Here is a 22,290-nt window from a genome sequence, read left to right on the forward strand (position 1 = left end):
GTCTCGGGCCACCCCGGTGCCAGGGCACAGAGTAGTCGGTGAGGGGCCCCGCGCGCTCAGCCGGCGATGCGGACGCCCTGCGCGCCGCGGGGCGCGGCGGAGCGTACCTCCACCTGCTCCACCCGGGCCGTGGGCGGGCCGTGCTCGAGCCAGGCCAGCATCTCCTGGACGGCCTCGGACGAGCCCTCGAGATCGGCCTCGACCGTGCCGTCCAGCAGGTTGCGCACCGTGCCGGCCAGCCCCAGCCGCTCCGCCTGCGAGACCGCCGCCCAGCGGAACCCCACGCCCTGGACGAGGCCGTGGACGCGGGCCACCCGACGGATCGCGCTCATACGTTGTCCCCGCCGGTCTCGTCGGCGCCGCCCGCGGCGGCATCGGCGTTCTCGTCCCAGGTCCATCCCGAGATCTCCGGCAGGTCCTCGCCGTGGGTGTAGGCGTGGGCGCGCGCCCGGATGCGGGCATCGGCCATCCGCTGGCGCAGCCCGGCGGCCCGGCTGCCCAGCTGCGGGACCCGGTCGATCACGTCCATCACGAGATGGAAGCGGTCGGCGTCGTTGCGCATGAGCATGTCGAAGGGCGTCGTGGTCGTGCCCTCCTCGGTGTAGCCGCGCACGTGGATGCGGCCGCCGCGGTCATGGCGGTAGGCCAGGCGGTGGATCAGCCAGGGATAGCCGTGGTAGGCGAAGACCACCGGGACATCGGTCCCGAAGATGCCGTCGAAGTCCCGCAGCGAGAGCCCGTGGGGATGCTCGGCGTCCTCCTGCAGGCGCATCAGATCCACCACGTTGACCACGCGCACCGCGAGGTCGGGCAGCTCCTCGCGCAGGATCTTCGCGGCCGCGAGGGTCTCGACGGTGGGGATGTCCCCCGCACAGGCGAGCACGAGGTCGGGGTCGGAGCCGGGGGTCTCGGTCCCGGCCCACTCCCAGATCCCCAGCCCGCGGGTGCAGTGGGTGATCGCCTCGTCGATGCCCAGCCACGACGGACCGGGCTGCTTGCCCGCGACCACGACGTTGACGTACTGGCGCGAGCGCAGGCAGTGGTCCATCGTCGACAGCAGCGTGTTGGTGTCCGGCGGCAGGTACACCCGCACGATCTCCGCCTTCTTGTTGACCATGTGGTCGATGAAGCCCGGGTCCTGATGCGAGAAGCCGTTGTGGTCCTGACGCCACACATGCGAGCTGAGCAGGTAGTTCAGCGAGGCGATGGGGCGGCGCCAGCCGATCTCGTTGGTCACCTTCAGCCACTTCGCGTGCTGGTTGACCATCGAGTCGACGATGTGGATGAAGGCCTCGTAGGAGCTGAACAGGCCGTGGCGCCCGGTGAGCAGGTAGCCCTCGAGCCAGCCCTGGCACTGGTGCTCGCTGAGCACCTCCATCACGCGGCCGCGGCGGCCCAGATGCTCCTCGCGGTCATGCGGCTCCAGCTGGGCGGCCCACTGCTTGTCCGTCTCCTCGTACACCGCCTGCAGGCGGTTCGAGGCGGTCTCGTCCGGCCCGAAGATGCGGAAGGTCTCCGGGTTGCGGGCGATCACATCGCGCAGCCAGGTGCCCAGCACCCGCGTCGGCTCGGCCTGCACCGCGCCGGGGGAGGGCACGTCGATGCCGTAGTCGCGGAAGTCGGGCAGGCGCAGCGCCTGCAGCAGCTCCCCGCCGTTGGTCGCCGGGTTCGCGGACATGCGCAGCCGGCCCTCGGGAGCCGTCCCCGCGATCTCCTCGCGCAGGGCCCCGTGCTCGTCGAACAGCTCCTCGGGCCGGTACGAGCGCAGCCAGGCGTCGAGGTCGGCGAGATGCTCGGGAGTGTCGCGGGCGCTCGCCAGGGGCACCTGGTGGGAGCGCCAGCTGCCCTCGGTGCGCTTCCCGTCGATCTCCTCCGGGCCGGTCCAGCCCTTGGGGGTGCGCAGCACGATCATCGGCCACGCCGGACGCTCGCTCTCGCGGCCGGCCCGGGCGTCCTCGGCCGCCTGCCGCTTGATCGCGGCGATGCTGTCCAGCGCCTCGTCGAGGACCGCGGCGAAGCGCCGATGGATCTCGAGCGGGTCCTCGTCGTCGAAGCCGCCGGTGAAGAACAGGGGCGTGTGGCCGTAGCCGCGCATCAGCTCCGCGAGCTCCGGCTCCGGGATGCGGGCGAGCAGAGTGGGGTTGGCGATCTTGTAGCCGTTCAGGTGCAGGATCGGCAGCACCACCCCGTCCGTCTGCGGGTTGGTGAACTTGTTCGAGTGCCAGGCCGTCGCCAGCGGGCCCGTCTCCGCCTCGCCGTCCCCGACCACCGTCAGCGCGATCTCGTCGGGACGGTCGAGCATGGCGCCGTAGGCGTGGGACAGGGAGTACCCCAGCTCCCCGCCCTCGTGGATGGAGCCGGGGGTCTCCGGCGCGACGTGGGAGGGGATGCCGCCGGGGAACGAGAACTGCGTGCACAGCCGCCGCAGCCCCTCCAGGTCCCGCGAGACGGCCGGGTAGATCTCGGAGTAGGTGCCTTCGAGGTAGGTGGCGGCCACCAGCCCGGGGCCGCCATGTCCGGGGCCGGTGATGTACATGGCCTTCAGCCCGCGCTGCCGGATCGCCCGGTTCGCGTGGGCGTACAGGAAGGTCAGCCCCGGCGTGGTGCCCCAGTGGCCCAGCAGGCGCGGCTTCACGTGCTCGGGGCGCAGCGGCTCGCGCAGCAACGGGTTGTCCATGAGGTAGATCTGCCCGACCGACAGGTAGTTCGCGGCGCGCCACCAGGCGTGCATGCGCCGCAGCTCGTCCTCCTGCGGTGCAGCGGCGGGGGCATCGGGCCAGGTCCAGGTCGTGCTCACAGGGTCCTCCTCGAGGAGATGCGGAGATCGGTTCCGGTGGAAGTGCTCCAGCACCTCGACCGTAGGCCACGCCGACCCCTCAGCGGAAGGACCGAGGTCCCGCCGGCCGTCCCCGGCCGCCGGTGAGGGCGGCCACCGGGAGATGACGGCGGTCGGCGCGGCGTCCTACAGTGGTGATGCCCGGTCAGGCCGGTGCGGACCGCCTCCCGGCGACGAGGACGGCGGCGCATCCGTGAGCGCGGGCCGACGCAGCGCGGTGTCCCGATCGCGCACCGAAAGGACCGTCCTCCGATGCAGTCGTCGACCCGTTCGACAGGATCCGTGCGCCCGATGCGTGCGGACGCCCCCGCCGTGCCCGCCCCCGCCGTGCCCGAGGCCTCCTCGCCTCCCCTCCGCTCCCGCGGCGCGCAGATCGCCGCGGTGCTCTCGCTGGCCCTGGGCATCTTCATCCTCATCACGATCGAGGAGCTGCCCATCGGCGTGCTCACGATCATGTCCGCCGATCTCGGCGTGACCCCGGGCATCACGGGGCTCGCCGTCACGCTGCCCGGCGTGATCGCCGCGCTCGTGGCCCTGGCCACGCCCGTGGTCATCGGCCTCATGGACCGGCGCCTGGTCCTCGTGATGGCCCTGGCCAGCGTGGTGCTCTCCTGCGTGCTCAGCGTGCTCGCCCCGAACATCCAGGTGCTGCTGGCCTCCCGCGTGTTCACCGGGATCGCGATCGGCATGTACTGGTCCGTGCTCCCCGTGGTCGCGACCCGCCAGGTCGCCCCGCAGCACCGCACCCGCGCCCTGACCCTGGCCATGTCCGGGACCGGCGCCGCCCTCGTGCTCGGGGTGCCTTTCACCGCATGGCTCGGCAGCGCCGTGGGCTGGCGCGCCTCCTTCGCCGTGGTCGCGGTCCTCGCCGTGGTGATGCTCGTGACGATCGCGCTGGTGGTCCGCCCGGTCCGCTCGGACGAGGCGATCCGCCCCGCCGACATGGCCCGTGCACTGCGCCATCGCGGGGTGCGCTACGCCGCCGCCATGACCGGCATCATCGTCACCGCCCAGTTCATCACCTACAGCTACGTCAGCCCGCTGCTGCAGGAGCGGGCCCACGTCTCCGCCGGGAGCATCGGGGCCATGCTGCTGGCCTTCGGCGTCGCCGGCCTGATCGGCAACTTCGCCGTCGCCCCGCTGCTGCGGCGCCACCCGGCGCTCGCCGTGCTCACCATCGCCCTCGGCATCGCCGGCTCCCTGGGTGTGCTGGCCCTGGCCGTGCACGGGCCCCTCGGGGCCGCGCTGGTGATGCCGCTGTGGGGCGCGTTCGCCGGCGCCGCGAGCGTGTCGATCCAGTCCTTCGTCAGCCGCGCCGCGGCCGAGGTCGAGGAGCCCGGCACCGCGATCAACAGCGCCATGTTCAACGTGGCGATCGCCGCCGGCGCCGCCATCGGCGGGCGCATCGTGGACTCCCTGGGGCTGGGGGCGACGGTGGCGACCACCGTCGTGCTCGCCCTCCTCGGCGCCGCGATCTGCGTGCGCTACCTGGTGCGCCACGCCCGATCCGAGGCCTGAGAGGTCGCCCGGCGCGCTACTCTGCGGCCATGGCGAGCACCGAGACCGCATCCGAGGACCACGGCACCCCGACCGCGCACCGCATCGCCCCCGGCTGGGACGGCGACCTGGCGGAGCTGGACCCGCACGGCACCCCCGGCTACACGGGCGACAAGCGGGACGGGAAGGCGCGCCTGGCCGCGCTGGACGACGAGCTCGACGAGCTCCAGGAGCGCCTGTACGCCCAGCACCACGGCCAGGACGAGGGCCGCAGCGTGCTGCTCATCGTCCAGGGCATGGACACCTCCGGCAAGGGCGGGATCATGCGCCACGTCGTCGGCGCGGTGGACCCCCAGGGCGTGGACATCACCGCCTTCAAGGCCCCCACCGACGAGGAGCGCGCCCACGACTTCCTGTGGCGGATCCGGCCCCGCGCCCCGCGTCCCGGGATGATCGGCGTCTTCGACCGCTCGCACTACGAGGACGTGCTCATCCACCGCGTGCACGGCTGGGCCGACGAGGCGGAGATCGCCCGGCGGTACCGGGCGATCATCGACTTCGAGCAGGAGCTCGCCGACGCCGGCACCGTCGTGGTCAAGGCGATGCTGCACATCTCCCACGCCGAGCAGGGGGAGCGGCTGCTGGAGCGGCTCGAGCGGCCGGACAAGCACTGGAAGTTCAACCCCGGCGACGTCGACGAGCGCGAGCACTGGACGGCCTACCAGGAGGCGTACACCGCCGCCCTGCGCGCCACCTCCACCCCGCAGGCGCCGTGGACCGTGGTCCCGGCCGACCGCAAGTGGTACGCCCGCATCGCCGTCCAGCAGCTGCTGCTGGAGGCCCTGCGCGGCATCGACCCGCAGTGGCCGGCCGCCGACTTCGACGTCGCCGAGCAGACCGCGCGGCTGCGCGCGACCATGGAGCCCTGAGCGGGGACCGCGCGCCTGCGCAGCGGACGAGATTGTGGCCGGGGGCCTGCCGGGTCCAGGATGGGGGCATGGCTTCCATCACGTTCCAGCAGAATCCCGTCTCCACCGTCGGCGAGCTCCCCGCGCAGGGAACCGCCGCCCCCGACGCCGAGCTCGTGGGCGCCGACCTCTCTCCCGTGACGATCTCCGGCCTGCGCGGCTCCCGGGTGGTCCTGAACATCTTCCCGTCCCTGGACACCGGCACCTGCGCCCTGTCCGTGCGCACCTTCAACGAGCGCGCCGCCGGGCTGGAGGGCACCACCGTGCTGTGCGTCTCCAAGGACCTCCCCTTCGCCCAGGCCCGCTTCTGCGGCGCCGAGGGCATCGAGAACGTCACCGTGGCCTCCGCCTTCCGCTCCGACTTCGGCGAGGCCTACGGCGTGACCATGACCGACGGCCCGCTGGCCGGCCTGCTCTCCCGCGCCGTCGTGGTCCTGGACGCCGAGGGCACGGTCCTGTACACCCAGCAGGTCCCCGAGATCGCCGACGAGCCCGACTACGACGCCGCCCTCGCCGCCCTCTCCTGAGGATGCGGCCTCCCGCACCGTCCCCGCACCCGGGCGATCCGGTCCTCCGGATCGTCCGGGTGCGCGACGTGCTGGACACCTCCGCCGAGCCGGCGGAGCTGCGCGTGCTCGTGGACCGGCTGTGGCCGCGCGGCGTGCGCAAGGACCGTCTTCCGGGGATCGCCTGGGACACGGATGCCTGCCCCTCCGACGCGCTGCGCCGCGCCCTGCACGGCGGGGACCTGTCCCGTGAGGAGTTCGCCGCGCGCTATCGCGCCGAGCTCGCGCGCTCCGGGGCGGCCGATGCGCTCCTGGCCCGCGCCGCCGGCTCCGGCGCCCGCACCGTGAGCCTCCTGACCGACGTGCGCGCGGCGGAGTCCTCCCATGCCGCGGTCCTCGCCGCGGTGCTGGAGGAGGCGCTCGCCGAGCCCCGCGGGGCCGCCGGGTGAACGACCCGCTCTCCCTGGCCGTGCTGCTGGTGATGGGCACGCTGGCCGGGATGATCAACGCCGCCGTGGGCTCCGGCTCCCTGCTCACCCTTCCCGTCCTGCTGGCCCTCGGCGTCCCGCCGGGGACGGCCGTGCGCACCAACACGATCGGCATCCTCTTCTCGACCATCGGCGCGGTCTACGGCTACCGGCGGGAGATCCGGGCCGAGGGCCGCGCGCTCACGGGCCTGGTCGTGGTCACGGCGCTGTGCGCCGCCGCCGGGTCGGTGCTGCTGCTCGCCTCGCCCGCCGCGGCCCTCGAGGCCGTGGTGCCGGTGCTCATCGTGGTGGCTCTCGTGCTCGTGGTCGGCCAGCCGCGGCTGACCCGATGGCTGGCCGCGCGCCGGGCCCGCCGGGAGGCCGCCGGTCGCGGGGCCGATGCCGACGCCTCCCGGCGCGCCGGTCCGTACACGCGCGCGGCGCTCATCGCGCCGCTGGGGGCCGCGGCGGTCTACGGCGGGTACTTCACCGCCGCCCAGGGGATCCTCTACATGGGCATCCTCGCCGTGGGCACCGGGCGCAGCCTCGCCCGGATCAACCCGGTCAAGAACCTCCTCGCCCTGGTCGTCAACGCGACCGCCGCGCTGGTCTACCTCATCGCGCACCTCGTCCTCGGGGCGCCGATCGTCTGGATCGGGACGGCGGCGATCGCCGTCGGCGCGCTGGTCGGGGGATACCTGGGCTCCCACGTCGCCCGGAAGCTCCCGGACGGCGTGCTGCGCGGGACGATCGTCGTGGTCGCCGTCGGCGCGCTGGCGCGGCAGCTGCTCGGCTGATCCCTGCCGGATCCGCGGGCGATCGCCCGGCCCGGGCCCTTGACGCGCGGCGCGCGGCTCCGTAGATTCCTATTCCGTAACCGGGTTTCGAATCCATCGGCCCGCGGAGCGAGGCGATGAGGCGGGTGAGCGCATGGCGGTGTCCGATCCGACGCATGCCGCCGTCCGCCACGCCACCACCCGCGACTGCTTCCTCGCCCTGCGCGAGGCCGACGGCCCCCTGACCGTCGCCGAGATCGCCGCCGGCACGGGCCTGTCCCGGCCCACCGTCGACAGCGTCCTGCGGGACCTCGCCGCGACCGGGCTCGTGGTCACCGCGCCGCCCGGCGCGGGAGGACAGCCCGGACGGCCCGCCCGGCGCATCGCGCTGGACCCCGGCAGCGCGAGCGTGGCCGCCCTGGACATCGGATCGCGCACGGTGCGCTGCGTGCGCGCCGACGCCTCCGGGGCGATCCTGTCGCGCAGCGCGGTGCCGGTCGCCGGCGGCGGCATCGCCGACGCCGTGCTCGCGGCGGTGCGGGAGACGGGCGGGGCCCCGCGCTCCCTCGGCGTCTCCGTGCCGGGCATCATCGGCCCCGACGGCCGCATCGCCCACAGCCTCGTGGTGCCGGAGCTGAGCGGCCACGACCTCGCCGGGACCCTGCACGACCGCCTCGGCTGCGAGGTCGTGGTGGAGAACGACATCAAGCTCGCCGCCTACGCCGAGCGGCACCTGGGCGCCTCCGCGCAGGACATCGTCTTCGTGCAGATCGGCCACCGCATCTCGGTGGCCGTCATCGTCGGCGGCGAGATCCTGCAGGGCAGCCATCGCCTGGCCGGGGAGCTCGGGGCCCAGCGCGGCATGCGCTGGACGCCGAGCTCCCAGCGCGGGCGCCTCGTCTGGTCCACCGGCGACGAGGCCCGGCCCCTGCTCGAGCGCGCCGCCGCCGGGGACGCCGCGGCCCGCGCGGAGCTCGAGGAGTTCTGCGCGCAGATCGCCCCGCGCCTGGCCGGGCTGCTGCTGGCCGTCGACCCCGAGGTCGTCGTCATCGGCGGAGGGGTCTCCCGCGCGGGGGAGACCCTGCTCGCCCCGCTCCGCCGCGCCCTGCACCACCAGCTGATGACCCCGCAGCATCCCGAGGTCGTCGCCGCCCGGCGCCCGGGCGACGGCTCGCTGCTGGGAGCGCTGGGCCGGGCCTTCGAGCACGGCTCCGCAGCGCTCATCGGCGTCCCCGGCGTCCCGCCGCCCTGGCACCGCCTGAACCCCGCCCTCCGAGAGGACCATCCATGACCACCGACCTCCGCTTCGGCTTCAGCTCCTACAGCTTCTGGCCCAAGCTCGCCTCCGGCGAGATGACCCTGCTCGACGTGATCGCCTGGGTCGCCGACAGCGAGGGCGAGCACCTCGAGCTCGCCGTCCTCGGCGACGACCCGGACAGCCCCATCCCGAACATCGAATCGGACCCGGCCTACGTCCGCGAGGTACGAGAGGCGGCCGCGGCCGCCGGCGTCGTCCTGTCGACGATGGCGATCGGCGCCGACCTCTCCTCCTCCGATGCCGAGGAGCACGCCGCCCAGGTCGCCCGCGTGCGGCGCTACGTCGACCTGGCCGACGCGATGGGCATCCGCCAGATGCGCCACGACGTCGTCGCCCACGCCGGCCGGGAGGGCGACGACACGCCCCTGTTCGAGCAGGCCCTGCCCGCGATCGTCTCCGCCGGCAAGGAGATCGCCCGGTACGCGGCGACCAAGGGCATCACCACGAGCCTGGAGAACCACGGCTTCTTCGTGCAGTCCTCCGACCGCATCCGGCGCATCGTCCACGCCGTCGACGAGCCGAACTTCCGCACCACCCTGGACGTCGGCAACTTCGTGTGCGTCGACGAGGACCCCGCGGTGGCCGTCCCGCAGAACCTCCCGTACGCGATGGTCGTCCACCTCAAGGACTTCTACATCCGCCCCGCGGATGCCGACCCCGGCGAGGGCTGGTTCCGCAGCCGCGGCGGCAAGCACCTGCGCGGCGCGGTCGTCGGCAACGGCGACATCGACCTGCGCGCCATCGCCCGCGCCATCGCCGAGTCCGACTACGCGGGCTTCGTGTCCCTCGAGTTCGAGGGCTGGGAGGACAGCCTGCTGGGCTGCTCCCGCGGCCTCGCCAACGCCAAGCGCCTGCTCGAGAACGCCTGACCCCCGGCCATCGGCCGGATCCATCCCTGGAAGAACTGAGGAAGACACCCCATGACCAAGCTCCGCATCGGCGTGATCGGCGCCGGCAGCATCGCGCAGATCCACCTGGAGTCCTACCGCGGCAACCCCGACGCCGAGATCGTCGCCGTCGCCGACATCAACCACGAGCGCGCCCGCTCGGTGGCGGACAGCTTCGGCGCCCCCGACGCCTACGGCGATCCCCACGAGATGCTCGCGGACCCGCGCATCGACGCGGTGAGCGTGTGCACCTGGAACAACTCGCACGCCACCTGGGCGATCGCGGCGATCGAGGCCGGCAAGCACGTGCTGGTGGAGAAGCCCATCGCCCGCACCCTCGCCGAGGCCCTCGAGATCCAGCGGATCGCCGAGGCCCACGACGTCGTGGTGCAGGTCGGCTTCGTGCGCCGCCACGCCCCGAACTGCCAGGTGCTCAAGTCCTTCATCGACGCGGGGGACCTGGGCGAGATCTACTACGCCAAGGCCAGCTGCATCCGCCGCAACGGCAACCCCGGCGGCTGGTTCGCCGACAAGGAGATCGCCGGCGGCGGCCCGCTGCTGGACATCGGCGTGCACGTGCTGGACCTCGCCTGGTACCTCATGGGCAGCCCGAAGGCCGTCGCCGTGAGCGGCACCGTCGCCCACCGGCTGGGCAACCGGGCGCACATCACGACCATGCCCCGGTACCAGGTCGCGGACTACGACCCGACGAAGAACAGCGTCGAGGACATGGCCAGCGCCATGATCCGCTTCGAGAACGGCGCCACGCTGATGCTCGACTGCTCGTACTCGCTGCACGCCACGAAGGACTCGATCGCGGTGTCCGTGCACGGGGACAAGGGCGGCGCGGACCTCGAGCCCTCCCTCCAGATCGCGACGGAGATGCACGACTCGGTCGTCAACATCACCCCGCAGATCTCCTCGGGGACCTTCGAGTTCGGCCCCGGGTTCGCCCGCGAGATCCAGAACTTCGTCGACACCTGCCAGGGCCGTGCGGAGTCCGTCGCCCCGGCCTGGCACGGCGTCGAGGTCGTGCGGCTGCTCGAGGCGATCTACCGCTCGGCCGAGGAGGGGCGCGAGATCTCGCTGGTCTGAGCCGCGCCCGGCGCCCCCGGCCAGGGGCCGTCCAGGAAGGGGAGCACCTCGTCCAGGACGTCCCGGGCCGGGGAGAGGGTGCTCGCATGCGTGCGGCCCGGCAGCGGGACGAAGCGCCCGCGGGGCATGAGGCCTGCGGCATGGCGGGACTGCGCGAGACGGGGCACGTCCCGCTCGCCGGTCATCCACAGCGCCGGGACCTCGCAGGCCGACAGCCGCTCCTCGGCGACGCCGGGCGTGGCATCGGTCGCGGTGAACAGGGCCGCCATGGCCTGCGGGTCCGCCCGGAGGAAGGCGGTGCGGGTGGACTGCGCGGTGCGTCCCGGAGCATCGGCGCCCAGGCCCTGACGGGTGCAGAAGGCGTCCATGCCCTCCTCGCGGAGGGTGTCGACGGTGCCGGGGAAGAACAGGGAGTCCACCGCGCCGCGCTGATCGGCCGCGGAGCCGCCCAGGCACACCAGGCGCGCCACGCGCCCGGGATGCTCGAGGGCCAGGGTGAGGGCCAGGCGCGCGCCCAGGGAGTAGCCGATGACCCCCACCGGCTCCTGCGCGCCGAGGCGGTCCAGGACCGCGAGGACATCGGCCGCGAGCACCTGCTGGGTGTAGGCCCGCGGATCGTGGGGCTTCCCGGAGCGCCCGTGGCCGCGCAGGTCCAGCCGCACCACGCGGTGCCCGGCGGCGAGCGGCTCCAGGTAGCCCAGGCCCCGCCAGATCGCGCGGGAGAGCACCGAGCCGTGCAGCAGGACCAGCGTGCGCGGGGCCGCGGCGGCATCGGCCGGCCCGGTCACGTCGTAGGCGATCGGCACGGCGTCGACCGGGGACGGGACGATGGGCATGAGGCTCCTCGGGGCGGGCGCGGGCGGGACGGGCAGGGGAACGGACGGGCAGGGGAACGGACGGGGCCGAGGCGCCGGGAACTCAGGATCCCGGCGCCTCGGCCCCGTGCTGCGGCCCTCCGCGGGCCGCGCGCGTCACAGCGCGGAGCTGATCTTCTCGACCAGGGCGTTCAGGGTCTGCGAGGGACGCATGACCTCGGCGGCCCTGGCGGGGTCGGGGCGGTAGTAGCCGCCGATGTCCGCGGGCTTGCCCTGCACCGCGAGCAGCTCGGAGGCGATGGCCTCCTCGGCGGCGGTGAAGTCCTCGGCGATCGAGGCGAACGCCGTGGCGAGCTCCGCGTCCTCGGACTGGGCCGCCAGCTCCTGCGCCCAGTACAGGGCCAGGTAGAAGTGGCTGCCGCGGTTGTCGATCGTCCCCAGCTTGCGCTGCGGGGACTTGCCGTTGTTCAGCAGCGACTCCGTCGCCCGGTCCAGCGCATCGGCGATCACGGCGGCGCGCGGGTTCCCGGCGGTGCGCGAGAGGTGGCGCAGGGACTCGGCCAGCGCGAGGAACTCGCCCAGGCTGTCCCAGCGCAGATAGTCCTCCTCGACGAGCTGCTGGACGTGCTTGGGGGCGGAGCCGCCCGCGCCCGTCTCGAACAGGCCGCCGCCGTTCATCAGCGGGACCACCGAGAGCATCTTGGCGCTCGTGCCCAGCTCCATGATCGGGAACAGGTCGGTGAGGTAGTCGCGCAGCACGTTGCCGGTCACCGAGATGGTGTCCTCGCCGCGGCGCACCCGCTCCAGGGTGTGCTTCGTCGCCTCGACGGGGGAGAGGATCCGCAGGTCCAGGCCCTCGGTGTCCTCCTCGGCGAGGTAGGCCTCGACCTTGGCGATGAGGTTGCGGTCGTGGGCGCGGGACTCGTCCAGCCAGAACACGGCCGGCATGCCGGACTCGCGCGAGCGGCGCACCGCCAGCTGCACCCAGTCGCGGATCGGGGCGTCCTTGGCCTGGCAGGCGCGGAAGATGTCCCCGGCGGCGACGTCGTGGGACATGAGCACCGCGCCGGAGGCGTCGCGGACCTCGACGCGGCCCTCGGCCGCGATCTCGAAGGTCTTGTCGTGGCTGCCGTACTCCTCGGCCTTCTGCGCCATCAGGCCGACGTTGGGGACGGTGCCCATCGTCGTGGGGTCGAAGGCCCCGTTCTTCTGGCAGTCCTCGATGGTCGCCTGGTAGACGCCCGCGTAGGAGGAGTCGGGGATCACGGCGAGGGTGTCCTGCTCGGCGTCGTTCGCGTTCCACATGTGGCCCGAGGTGCGGATCATCGCGGGCATCGAGGCGTCGACGATGACGTCCGAGGGGACGTGCAGGTTCGTGATGCCCTTGTGGGAGTTGACCATCGCCAGCGCCGGGCCGGCCGCCAGGTCCGTCTCGATCGCGGCGGAGATGCCCGCACGCAGCGTCTCCTCGAGGTCCTGCGCGCCGGAGAGGATCCCGCCGAGGCCGTTGTTGGGGGACAGGCCGGCCTGCGCGAGGACGTCCCCGTACTGGGTGAACAGCGTCGGGAAGAAGGCGCGCACCGCATGCCCGAACAGGATCGGGTCGGAGACCTTCATCATGGTCGCCTTCAGGTGCAGGGAGAACAGCACGCCCTGCTCCTTGGCCGCGGCGATCTGCTCGGCCAGGAAGGCGTCCAGCGCGGCGGCCCGCATGACGGTGGAGTCCACGACCTCGCCCGCGAGCACCGGCACGGAGGGCTTGAGCACGGTCTCGATGCCGTCGGCGGCGACGTGGACGATGGACAGCGCGCCCTCGTCCTCGATGACCACGGACTGCTCGTTCGAGCGGAAGTCGTCCTGGCCCATGGTCGCGACGGAGGTCTTCGAGTCCGCGCTCCAGGCGCCCATGCGGTGGGGGTGGGAGCGGGCGAAGTTCTTCACCGCGGCGGGGGCGCGGCGGTCGGAGTTGCCCTCGCGCAGCACCGGGTTCACGGCCGAGCCCTTGACCGCGTCGTAGCGGGCGCGGATGTCCTTCTCCTGCTCGGTCTCGGGGGACTCCGGGTAGTCCGGCAGGTCGATGCCCTGGGCCTGCAGCTCGGCGACGGCCGCCTTCAGCTGCGGCACGGAGGCGGAGATGTTTGGCAGCTTGATGATGTTGGCCTCGGGCGTCTTGGCCAGCTCGCCGAGCTCGGAGAGGGCGTCGGGCTCGCGCTGGTCCTCCGGCAGTAGGTCGGAGAAGGCCGCCACGATGCGGCCGGCCAGGGAGATGTCCCGGGTCTCGATGTCGATCCCGGCGGTCGCGGCGAAGGCCTCGAGGATCGGCAGGAAGGAGACGGTCGCCAGCATCGGCGCCTCGTCGGTGTGGGTGTAGATGATGCGCGACATGGTCGGGGGTGCTCCCTCGGGTCGGGGACGAAGAACTCTCTTGAGGTCAAGACTATCGAAGCTCCGCAGGGCCTGCCGGGCCGCGGCGCCCGCCCCACCATGGTGGCACCGCCCGGGGGCCCGCGTCGCGCCGCGCGGGATTCCGGCCGGCGGAGCGTCCCCGGGGCCGCGCGCGCGGACGCTCTAGACTCGGAGCCATGACCTATCTCGCCGTCACCGACCTGCGCGGGCAGACCCTCACCCCTTCCGAGCTGGCCGCGGCCCTGCCGCGCGCCGAGGTGGACGTCGAGTCCGCCGTCGCCGCCGTGCGGCCCCTGGTCGAGGACGTCGCCCATCGCGGTGCCGCGGCGGTGCTGGAGGCCTCCGAGCGCTTCGACGGCGTGCGGCCGGCCCACCTCCGCGTCCCGCAGGCCGAGCTGGACCGTGCCCTCGCGGAGCTGGACCCGGCGATCCGCGCCGCGCTCGAGGACGCCATCTCCCGCGTCCGCGCCGTGTCCCAGGGCGATGTGCGCTCCGAGGAGCGGGTCCAGGTCGTCCCCGGCGGCATCGTCACCCAGCGCTGGGTGCCGGTGCGGCGGGTGGGGCTGTACGCCCCGGGCGGCCGCGCCGTCCTGCCCAGCAGCGTCGTGATGAACGTCGTCCCGGCCCAGGTCGCCGGCGTCGAGCAGATCGTCCTCGCGTCCCCGCCGCAGAAGGAGTTCGGCGGCCTCCCGCACCCCACGGTCCTGGCGGCCTGCGCGCTGCTGGGGGTCACCGAGGTGATCGCCGCGGGCGGCGCCCAGGCCATCGCCGTGCTCGCACACGGCGCGCCGGACCTCGGCGACGGCACCGTCCTGGACCCCGTCGACCTCATCACCGGCCCCGGCAACGTGTACGTCGTCGCCGCCAAGCGCCTGGTCTCCTCCCGGGTGGGCATCGATGCCGAGGCCGGCCCCACCGAGATCGCGATCCTCGCCGACTCCTCGGCCGATGCCCGCTTCGTCGCCGCCGATCTCATCTCCCAGGCCGAGCACGACCCGCTGGCCGCGAGCATCCTCGTCACGGACGACGCCCCGCTCGTCGCACGGGTCGAGGAGCAGCTCGCGCTGCAGGTGCCCGATGCCCTGCACGCCGAGCGGATCGCCGAGGCCCTGCGCGGCCGCCAGAGCGGCGCGATCCTCGTCGAGGACATGGACCGCGGCCTCGAGGTCGTCAACAGCTACGGCGCCGAGCACCTGGAGATCCAGACCCGCGAGGCCGCGGCCGTCGCCGCGCGGGTGAGCAACGCCGGGGCGGTGTTCGTCGGCGACCACAGCCCCGTGAGCCTCGGGGACTACGCCGCCGGCTCCAACCACGTGCTGCCCACCGGCGGCACCTCCCGCAGCACGGGCGGGCTGGGCGTGCAGACGTTCCTGCGCGGCATCCACGTCGTCGAATACGACCGCACGGCGCTCGAGGGCGCCCGCGCCACGGCGACCACGCTCGCCGTCGCCGAGGGCCTGCCCTCCCACGGCCGCGCCGTCGACATCCGCTTCGAGGACTAGCCCGGGGCGGGCGGGCCCGCGCCGGGTCCGCGCACGCCGCACGCGCACGCGCCCGCGCCGCGCCGCGGAACGCAGTTCCCGGAATTGTCACTCCCTATGCCATCCGGACGCCCCGGATGGCATAGGGAGTGACAATTCCGGGACGGTCGGCGGGGTCTGGCGACCGATGGGGTCAGGAGCGGGGGTCGGCGGGCCCGTCCGCGGTGCTCGCATCCTCCCCGGCCGCCGCATCGGCGGTCCCGGCGGAGGAGAGGTCGATGACCTGCAGGCGCTCGCCGCGGGTGAGGAACAGCGCCACCGCGCGCCAGCCCAGCATCAGCACGCCCGTGACGATCGCGGTGACGACCACGAAGCTCGTCTCGGTGCCGGCGGAGAACAGGGTGCGGATCGCCATGCAGCAGACCACGGTGATCGCCCAGATGAACACGCCGTGCGGCCACAGCCGGAAGGGCGCGCGCCAGGAGCGGATCGCCAGGTGGCCGATCAGCACGCCCACCAGGAACGGCCAGCCGACCAGGAACATGTTCTGGGCCGACATCTCCTGCCCGTGCTGGAAGAGGCCGATGATCACGAACAGCATCACGGCGAGGACATCGCCGATCAGGGCACCCACGGAGCGGAACATGCGACCCAGGGTAGTGCGGGAGGCTCGGAGCGCCCTGCGCCGACGGCCTCGATCCGGGCCCGCCGCGACGAGCGTCACGCCCGGCCCTCCGGTGCCCGGACGCGCCCGAGGCGCAGGCGCGCTCAGGCTCTACCATGGGGCCATGCCCGCACCCAGCCCTGCGCCCACGACCGTCCCGGCACGCCCGGGCATCCCCGTCCCGCGCGAGGACCTGGCCGGCATGCATCCCTACGGCGCGCCGCAGCTCGACGTGCCGCACATGCTCAACGTCAACGAGAACCCCTTCCCGCCCTCGCCGGCGCTCGCCGCCGCCCTGGGCGCGGCGGTGACCGAGGCCGCCGCGGGCCTGAACCGCTATCCCGACCGCGAGTTCACCGCCCTGCGCTCCGACCTCGCCGCCTATGTGGGGGCGGAGGCGCAGGTCCCCACGCCCGAGGTCGACCAGGTGTGGGCCGCGAACGGCTCCAACGAGGTCATGCACCAGCTGATGCTGGCCTTCGGCGGGCCGGGGCGCACGGCGCTCGGCTTCGCGCCCCACTACTCCATGTACCCCGAGTACGCGCGGGACACCTTCACCCGCTGGGTCGCCGCGCCGCGCGGCCCGGCCCCGGACTTCGCCCTCACCGCCGAGCAGGTCACCGACGCGATCGCGCAGCACGACCCGGACGTGGTCGTGCTGACCAGCCCCAACAACCCCACCGGCACGGCGCTGGACCTCGAGCTGGTCCGCGCGGCCGCCGCGGCCCTGGCGCCGCGCCGCGGGCTGCTGGTGGTCGACGAGGCCTACGGCGAGTTCCGCCGCGACGGCGTGCCCAGCGCGCTGACCCTCCTGCCCGAGCTCCCGAACCTGGCCGTCTCCCGCACGATGTCCAAGGCCTTCGCCCTGGCCGGGGCGCGGGTGGGCTACCTGGTGGCCGATGCCGCGATCGTCGATGCGATCCGCATCGTCCGCCTGCCCTACCACCTCTCCGCCGTCACGCAGGCCGTGGCGCGCACCGCGCTCGCCCACGCCGAGGAGCTGCTCTCGCAGGTCAAGGTGCTGCGCGAGGAGCGCGACGCCCTCGCCGAGCACCTGCTCGCCCGGGGCCACGAGGTCGCCCCCTCGGATGCGAACTTCATCCTGTTCCACGTCGGCGGCGACCGCCACGCCGTCTGGCAGACGCTGCTCGATCACGGGGTCCTGATCCGCGAGGTCGGCCCCGAGGGCTGGCTGCGGGTCTCCATCGGCACCCCCGACGACAACGCCGCTTTCCGCACCGCCCTCGAGGAGGCCGACCCCCGATGACCGCTCCCCGCACCGCCCGCATCAGCCGCAGCACCCGCGAATCCTCGGTCGAGGTCTTCCTCGACCTCGACGGCACCGGCGCGGTGGACGTGTCCACCTCCGTGCCGTTCTTCGACCACATGCTCACGGCGCTGGGCACGCACGCCCGCTTCGACCTCACCGTGAAGGCGACCGGCGACACCCACATCGACGTGCACCACACCGTCGAGGACACCGCGATCGTGCTGGGCCAGTGCCTGCGCGAGGCGCTCGGCGACAAGCACGGCATCACCCGCTTCGGCGATGCGATCGTGCCGCTGGACGAGGCGCTCGCCCAGGCGGTCGTGGACGTCTCGGGACGCCCCTACTGCGTGCACACGGGCGAGCCGGAGGGGCAGGAGTACCACCTCATCGGCGGGCACTTCACCGGCGCCCTGACCCGGCACGTGCTGGAGTCCCTGGCCCACCACGCCGCGATCTGCCTGCACGTGCGCGTGCTCGCCGGCCGCGACCCCCACCACATCGTCGAGGCCCAGTTCAAGGCGCTCGCGCGGGCCCTGCGCGCCGCCTGCGAGCCCGATCCCCGGGTCACCGGGGTCCCGTCCACCAAGGGAGCGCTGTGAGCATCACCCCCGAACCGCCGCGCGAGGGCGAGGACCCCCGCGAGGACGACATCGACGCCGAGTTCGCGCGGCTGACCCAGGGCCTGTCCCTGGAGGAGGCCCCGCTCACGGTGGAGGACGTGCTGTCCGCGCCGTCGACCGGGAGCGAGCCCGAATCCGACGATGCGGCCGACGAGGAGCCGGCGATCGCGGTCGTGGCCACCTCCGTGGCCGCCGCCAAGGCGCTCGCCGGGGCTATCCGCCTGGGCCGGGAGGCCCGCACCGACGGCATCGACATCCCGCAGGGCACCCTCGTGTACTCCTCGGAGACCGGAGCCATCGCCGCCGGCCCCCTGCAGGAGGTCTCCGCCCACGACCTCGCGGCCGTGGTCTCCACCGCGCTGCAGCGCCACGGCGTCGTGCTGTTCTGGCGCCGCGGCGACCGGATGACCGCCACCCGCTACCGCGGCGGCGAGCGGGGCGAGGACGTCTCGCCGGCGCTCGTCCTCGGCGCCGTCGACCCGCTGGTCGAGCAGCTGCTCGTCGGCGGGGTCGGGATCGACGAGCTGGGGGAGGGCATCGACCCCTCGCAGGTCTCCCGCGCCCAGGCGCTGCGGTGGATCGCCTTCGGCCGGAGGAAGGACTCATGAGCGAGCCCGGACCCCGCATCGTCGTCCTGGACCACGGCAGCGGCAACGTCCGCTCCGTGGTGCGGGCGCTCGAGGCCGCCGGCGCGCAGGTCGCCCTCACGGCCGATGCCGACCAGGCCCTCGCGGCCGACGGCCTGGTCGTCCCCGGCGTCGGCGCCTACGAGGCCACCATCGCCCAGATCCGCGCCGTCGGCGGCGACCGCATCATCGAGCGGCGCCTGGCCGGCGGGCTGCCGGTCCTCGGGATCTGCGTCGGCCTGCAGGTCATGTTCGAGCGCGGCACCGAGCACGGCGTCACCAGCACCGGGCTCGGCCAGTGGCCGGGAGAGGTGACCCGGCTGCAGGCGCCCGTGGTCCCGCACATGGGCTGGAACACCGTCGAGGTCCCGCAGGGCACGCGCCTGTTCGCGGGCCTCGAGGAGGAGCGCTTCTACTTCGTGCACTCCTACGGCGCGCGGCAGTGGACGCTCGAGCCCGTCGGGCCGATGCCCGCGCCCCTGGTGACCTGGGGCGAGCACGGCGGCGACCGCTTCGTGGCGGCCGTCGAGAACGGTCCGCTGTGCGCCACCCAGTTCCACCCGGAGAAGTCCGGGGCGGCGGGCGCCCGGCTGCTGCGCAACTGGCTGGGGACGCTGCGCCCCGCCCCGACGGCCGCATGATCCTCGCGTTCGTCATGCTGTTCACCGGCGGCCTGCTCGCCGGCGGCGCCTGGTCCTTCTTCCGCGGGCGCAAGCCGTGGTGGGCGACCACGCTGCTGTCGCTGCTGGCGCTCGCCTGCATCGGCATCTCCCTGCTGCGGATCCTCAGCTGATCCCGCCCCTGCTCCCGGGCGACCGCCCGACCCTCGTGACCCCCTTCACCCCCTACCGCATCCCGGAGGTGCCCGTGTCCGCTCCCATCCTCGAGCTGCTGCCTGCCGTCGACGTCCAGGACGGCCAGGCCGTGCGCCTGGTCCAGGGCGCGGCCGGCACCGAGACGTCCTACGGCTCGCCGCTGGAGGCGGCGCTGTCCTTCCAGGAGGCCGGCGCCCGCTGGCTGCACCTGGTCGACCTCGACGCCGCCTTCGGCCGCGGCTCCAACGCGAAGATCCTCGCGGAGGTCTGCGCCGCCATGGACCTGCAGGTCGAGCTCTCCGGCGGCATCCGCGACGACGAGTCGCTCGCCGCGGCCCTGGCCACCGGCTGCCGTCGCGTGAACATCGGCACCGCGGCGCTGGAGAACCCGGACTGGACGGCGGAGGTCATCGCCGAGCACGGCGACCGGATCGCGGTGGGCCTGGACGTGCGCGGCACGACCCTCGCCGCCCGCGGCTGGACCCGGGACGGCGGGGACCTCTGGGAGGTGCTGGACCGCCTGGACGAGGCCGGCTGCGCCCGCTACGTCGTCACGGACGTCACCAAGGACGGCACGCTCCAGGGACCGAACCTCGGGCTGCTGCGCGAGGTGTGCTCCCGCACCGACGCGGCGGTCATCGCCTCCGGCGGCGTCTCGACCCTCGAGGACCTCGCGGCCCTGCGCGAGCTCGTGCCCGCCGGCGTCGAAGGAGCCATCGTCGGCAAGGCGCTGTACGCGAAGGCGTTCACCCTGCCCGAGGCGCTCGAGGTCGCCGGACTCCCGTGACGGCGCCGCGTCCCGAGCAGCGACAGGAGGGGGACCTGCCCGCGGCGCAGCGCGCGCTGCCGGCCCACTTCCGGGAGAAGTCCCCGTTCACGGACACCGCAGGCACCCCGTGGGCGGGGCGCGACTACAGCGTCAGTCCCTTCCCCGACGACGACGGCTCCACCCCGGCGGCGGTGGCGGAGGCGCTGGCCGCGCACCGCGCCGGGCGCGACCCCCATCGCACCGCCCTGGTCGCGGCGATCTCCGCCGAGCGCCTGCTGGTGCCGATCATGGCCATCGCCGGGGAGACCGGCACCACCGCGCACGGGCTGACGGGGGACAACGGCGCCGACATGGCGATGGTCTCGATCACCGCTCCGGACGGCTCCACGATCCTGCCGGTGTTCACCGGCGTCGCGGAGCTCGCCGCATGGCGGCGCGACGCCCGCCCCGTGCCGGTGCCCGCGGCGCAGGCGGCGCAGGCCGCGGTGCAGGAGGGATGCACCGCCCTGGTGCTGGACCCCTCCCGGCCGGGACCGGACGGGACCCCGATCCTGCTGCCCCGCTCGGTGCTGTGGGCCCTCGCCCAGGGGCGCGGCTGGATCCCGCCCTACGAGGACCCGGAGGTCGCCGCCGAGCTCACGGCGATCGCCGGCGACACCGAGGGGGTGCTCGCGCTCACCGCGCTGCCGGGGGAGCGCACCGAGGTCAAGCTGCAGGTCCGTCTGGTGGCGGGCCTGGATCAGCAGGGCGTGCAGGCGGTCGTCGCCGATCTGAGCCGGCGCCTGGGGCTCTCGCAGCTGGTCGCCGAGCGGATCAGCTCCCTCACGCTCGCCCTGGTGGGCTGAGCGGGCCCTGCGCCCCGGGCCGCTGCGCCTCCGGCCCGCCGCGTCGTCCGGGCCGCCGCGCCGGGGCGGGCTCAGCTGACGCGCCCGGTCCACTTCTCGCCGGGGCCCTGGCCGGGCTCGTCCCGGAAGGGCAGCGCCTCGGCGAAGGCGAGCTGCAGGGTGCGCAGGCCGTCGCGCAGCGAGCGCGCATGATCCCCGCCGATCTCCGGGGAGGCCGCCGTGACCAGGCCGGCCAGGGCGGTGATGAGCTTGCGGGCCTCGGCGAGGTCCTGGTACTGGCCCGTCTCCTCGTCCTCGGCGAGGCCGATCTTCACGGCGGCGGCGCTCATCAGGTGCACGGTCGCGGTCGTGATGATCTCCACCGCGGAGACCTCGGCGATGTCGCGCGCCTCCTCGCCCCCGTCGATCAGGCTCGGGTCTGCGGCATCGGGCGTGGGATCGGTCATGCGGTCCTCCTGGGGATCGGGCGCCCGGGCGGTCGGCTCACAGGGGGAGCTCGCCCGAGCCGCCCGCGGGGTAGCGGCTGAAGTCGACGGCGGCATGGTCGATGACGGTGCCGACCGGCACATCGTAGACGGCATGGAAGACCTCGGTGCCTCCGGGCTCGACCATCCCGTACGGCGCGCTGTCCGCCAGATGCACCACGGTCGCCTCGCGGTCCGGCGCATGGACGGTGCCGGCGTCGTCGACGAGGGTCACGGAATCTCCGAGGTTCACCGACTGCGCCGAGCCGTTGGTCACCGAGATGGTGAGGACGGCGTACTCGCCGTCGGCGTCCCGGCGGTCCCCGGCATCGCCCACCGAGGGGATCCCCGGCTCGTAGGAGACCAGCTCCACCTCCAGGTCGCCGAGGACGAGGGACCCCGGTGCGGCGGCGTCCCCGGTTCCCGGGTCCGCGGCCGGGGCGGAGGCGGCCGGATCGGGCAGGGAGCGCAGCGCGAGATAGCCCCCGCCGAGCGCGACGGCCAGCAGCAGCGCGGCGATCGCGCCGACGGCCAGGAGCAGGGGGCGGGTCCGCAGCGGCGAGGGGGAGCCGGCGGCGGCCTCCTCCTCGCGCAGCCGCCGGCGGTTCCAGTCCGCGGGCCGCGGCGGCGGGGTGGGGAAGGAGTCCGGGACGGGGCGCATGACGGCCTCGCGCGGGCGGGTGGTGGTGGGCTCCGATCCCGCGGGCAGGGGGGTCTCGGACGGGGAGGCGGCCGGATCGGGCGACGAGGCAGGATCGGCGGGCGCGCCGTCCGGGGTGCCGTAGTCGTAGGAGCGGTCCCCGGATGCAGCGTCCTTCACCTGGTCAACCTTCGCTCGAGAGGCACGGGCCGGCCCCGGCGGCGTCTCCCGGGGGAGGCGGCCGTGAGGCGCGATGCACATCACCTGGACGGCACGTGCATCGCTGGTAGGATAGTCGATCGGAACATGTCGTTCCCGTCGAAGTGGAGTCCCTCCCACCTCGCGGCACCGCTCCAGGGCGGCCGTCGCCGGGTCAGTATCGCAGCCGGATCCTCGGATCCGGCGGGCGCGTCCGCGCGTCCGGTGTGCTCGGGGCCTCCGCTGCTGCAAGCGGGGGCCTTCGTCATGTCCGATACACCGAGGTGAGGAGCCACCATCAGCGAACAGCGAATCAACGGACAGATC

General features: G+C 73.9%; 23 protein-coding genes. 16 read left to right on the plus strand and 7 right to left on the minus strand.

The features are described 5' to 3' along the window. Nucleotides 1-56 precede the first annotated feature (56 nt). Complete coding sequence (locus BF93_RS04065) at nt 57-332, minus strand: acylphosphatase (protein ID WP_038370784.1); 276 nt, start codon at nt 330-332, stop codon at nt 57-59. Further along, nucleotides 329-2,797 carry a phosphoketolase family protein gene (locus BF93_RS04070; protein WP_038370785.1) on the minus strand — a complete coding sequence of 823 codons (2,469 nt, stop codon included), beginning with the start codon at nt 2,795-2,797 and terminating at the stop codon, nt 329-331. Before BF93_RS04070 ends, BF93_RS04065 begins: the two co-directional genes overlap by 4 nt. A 330-nt stretch (nt 2,798-3,127) precedes the next feature. Here BF93_RS04070 and BF93_RS04075 point away from each other — a divergent pair, with 330 nt between their 5' ends. The 8 genes from BF93_RS04075 (at nt 3,128) to BF93_RS04110 (ending at nt 10,350) form a co-directional block, all read left to right on the plus strand. Beyond that, nucleotides 3,128-4,354 (plus strand): MFS transporter, encoded by a 1,227-nt coding sequence (locus tag BF93_RS04075; protein ID WP_051486497.1) that lies wholly within the window; start codon nt 3,128-3,130, stop codon nt 4,352-4,354. A gap of 29 nt (nt 4,355-4,383) precedes the next feature. Continuing rightward, nucleotides 4,384-5,262, plus strand: coding sequence for a polyphosphate kinase 2 family protein (locus BF93_RS04080; RefSeq protein WP_038370788.1), 879 nt, complete (start codon nt 4,384-4,386; stop codon nt 5,260-5,262). Nucleotides 5,263-5,330: 68 nt separating this feature from the next. Beyond that, on the plus strand, nt 5,331-5,828 hold the full coding sequence (gene tpx / locus BF93_RS04085; RefSeq protein ID WP_038370789.1) for a thiol peroxidase: 498 nt from the start codon (nt 5,331-5,333) through the stop codon (nt 5,826-5,828). A gap of 68 nt (nt 5,829-5,896) precedes the next feature. After that, entirely contained in the window at nt 5,897-6,256 is a 360-nt protein-coding gene (locus tag BF93_RS04090; RefSeq protein ID WP_232226185.1) for a DUF488 domain-containing protein, read from the plus strand. Next, nucleotides 6,253-7,071, plus strand: coding sequence for a sulfite exporter TauE/SafE family protein (locus tag BF93_RS04095; RefSeq protein WP_232226186.1), 819 nt, complete (start codon nt 6,253-6,255; stop codon nt 7,069-7,071). Before BF93_RS04090 ends, BF93_RS04095 begins: the two co-directional genes overlap by 4 nt. A 133-nt stretch (nt 7,072-7,204) precedes the next feature. Continuing rightward, nucleotides 7,205-8,341 carry an ROK family transcriptional regulator gene (locus tag BF93_RS04100; RefSeq protein WP_038370790.1) on the plus strand — a complete coding sequence of 379 codons (1,137 nt, stop codon included), beginning with the start codon at nt 7,205-7,207 and terminating at the stop codon, nt 8,339-8,341. Further along, nucleotides 8,338-9,237 carry a sugar phosphate isomerase/epimerase family protein gene (locus tag BF93_RS04105; protein ID WP_038370792.1) on the plus strand — a complete coding sequence of 300 codons (900 nt, stop codon included), beginning with the start codon at nt 8,338-8,340 and terminating at the stop codon, nt 9,235-9,237. Before BF93_RS04100 ends, BF93_RS04105 begins: the two co-directional genes overlap by 4 nt. Nucleotides 9,238-9,288: 51 nt before the next feature. Further along, nucleotides 9,289-10,350, plus strand: a complete 1,062-nt coding sequence (locus BF93_RS04110) for a Gfo/Idh/MocA family protein (protein WP_038370794.1) — start codon at nt 9,289-9,291, stop codon at nt 10,348-10,350. Here the strand turns inward: BF93_RS04110 and BF93_RS04115 are convergent. Then, nucleotides 10,308-11,186, minus strand: a complete 879-nt coding sequence (locus BF93_RS04115) for an alpha/beta fold hydrolase (protein ID WP_051486499.1) — start codon at nt 11,184-11,186, stop codon at nt 10,308-10,310. The genes BF93_RS04110 and BF93_RS04115 overlap by 43 nt on opposite strands. A 135-nt stretch (nt 11,187-11,321) precedes the next feature. Continuing rightward, the gene (locus tag BF93_RS04120; protein ID WP_038370795.1) at nt 11,322-13,550 is read right to left on the minus strand and encodes an NADP-dependent isocitrate dehydrogenase; all 2,229 of its coding nucleotides are present in this window, start codon (nt 13,548-13,550) and stop codon (nt 11,322-11,324) included. Between the two features lie 197 nt (nt 13,551-13,747). Between BF93_RS04120 and hisD the strand changes: the two genes are divergently transcribed. After that, complete coding sequence (gene hisD / locus BF93_RS04125) at nt 13,748-15,073, plus strand: histidinol dehydrogenase (RefSeq protein WP_038370796.1); 1,326 nt, start codon at nt 13,748-13,750, stop codon at nt 15,071-15,073. A gap of 172 nt (nt 15,074-15,245) precedes the next feature. Here hisD and BF93_RS04130 read toward each other — a convergent pair whose 3' ends face one another. Next, nucleotides 15,246-15,698 (minus strand): DUF3054 domain-containing protein, encoded by a 453-nt coding sequence (locus BF93_RS04130; protein ID WP_038370797.1) that lies wholly within the window; start codon nt 15,696-15,698, stop codon nt 15,246-15,248. 142 nt (nt 15,699-15,840) lie between these two features. Between BF93_RS04130 and BF93_RS04135 the strand changes: the two genes are divergently transcribed. The 7 genes from BF93_RS04135 (at nt 15,841) to BF93_RS04160 (ending at nt 20,661) form a co-directional block, all read left to right on the plus strand. Next, entirely contained in the window at nt 15,841-16,983 is a 1,143-nt protein-coding gene (locus tag BF93_RS04135) for a histidinol-phosphate transaminase (protein WP_038370798.1), read from the plus strand. Continuing rightward, nucleotides 16,980-17,585 carry an imidazoleglycerol-phosphate dehydratase HisB gene (gene hisB, locus BF93_RS04140; protein WP_038370800.1) on the plus strand — a complete coding sequence of 202 codons (606 nt, stop codon included), beginning with the start codon at nt 16,980-16,982 and terminating at the stop codon, nt 17,583-17,585. Before BF93_RS04135 ends, hisB begins: the two co-directional genes overlap by 4 nt. Next, entirely contained in the window at nt 17,582-18,214 is a 633-nt protein-coding gene (locus BF93_RS04145; RefSeq protein WP_232226187.1) for a hypothetical protein, read from the plus strand. Before hisB ends, BF93_RS04145 begins: the two co-directional genes overlap by 4 nt. Further along, the gene (hisH, locus tag BF93_RS04150; RefSeq protein WP_038370802.1) at nt 18,211-18,873 is read left to right on the plus strand and encodes an imidazole glycerol phosphate synthase subunit HisH; all 663 of its coding nucleotides are present in this window, start codon (nt 18,211-18,213) and stop codon (nt 18,871-18,873) included. Before BF93_RS04145 ends, hisH begins: the two co-directional genes overlap by 4 nt. Beyond that, the gene (locus BF93_RS19740) at nt 18,870-19,025 is read left to right on the plus strand and encodes a hypothetical protein (RefSeq protein WP_198025337.1); all 156 of its coding nucleotides are present in this window, start codon (nt 18,870-18,872) and stop codon (nt 19,023-19,025) included. The genes hisH and BF93_RS19740 overlap by 4 nt, the downstream gene beginning before the upstream one ends. Nucleotides 19,026-19,099: 74 nt before the next feature. Further along, on the plus strand, nt 19,100-19,834 hold the full coding sequence (gene priA, locus BF93_RS04155) for a bifunctional 1-(5-phosphoribosyl)-5-((5-phosphoribosylamino)methylideneamino)imidazole-4-carboxamide isomerase/phosphoribosylanthranilate isomerase PriA (RefSeq protein WP_038371075.1): 735 nt from the start codon (nt 19,100-19,102) through the stop codon (nt 19,832-19,834). After that, nucleotides 19,831-20,661 carry an SseB family protein gene (locus BF93_RS04160; protein ID WP_084148238.1) on the plus strand — a complete coding sequence of 277 codons (831 nt, stop codon included), beginning with the start codon at nt 19,831-19,833 and terminating at the stop codon, nt 20,659-20,661. Before priA ends, BF93_RS04160 begins: the two co-directional genes overlap by 4 nt. A gap of 71 nt (nt 20,662-20,732) precedes the next feature. Here the strand turns inward: BF93_RS04160 and BF93_RS04165 are convergent, their stop codons facing one another. Both BF93_RS04165 and BF93_RS04170 read right to left on the minus strand, forming a co-directional pair. Beyond that, nucleotides 20,733-21,107, minus strand: coding sequence for a DUF1844 domain-containing protein (locus tag BF93_RS04165; protein ID WP_038370804.1), 375 nt, complete (start codon nt 21,105-21,107; stop codon nt 20,733-20,735). Nucleotides 21,108-21,144: 37 nt separating this feature from the next. Then, complete coding sequence (locus tag BF93_RS04170) at nt 21,145-21,945, minus strand: DUF4352 domain-containing protein (RefSeq protein WP_038370805.1); 801 nt, start codon at nt 21,943-21,945, stop codon at nt 21,145-21,147. Nucleotides 21,946-22,290 lie beyond the last annotated feature (345 nt).

It is taken from the genome of Brachybacterium phenoliresistens (assembly GCF_000576425.1).
In the GTDB taxonomy this organism is placed as follows: Bacteria; Actinomycetota; Actinomycetes; order Actinomycetales; family Dermabacteraceae; genus Brachybacterium; species Brachybacterium phenoliresistens.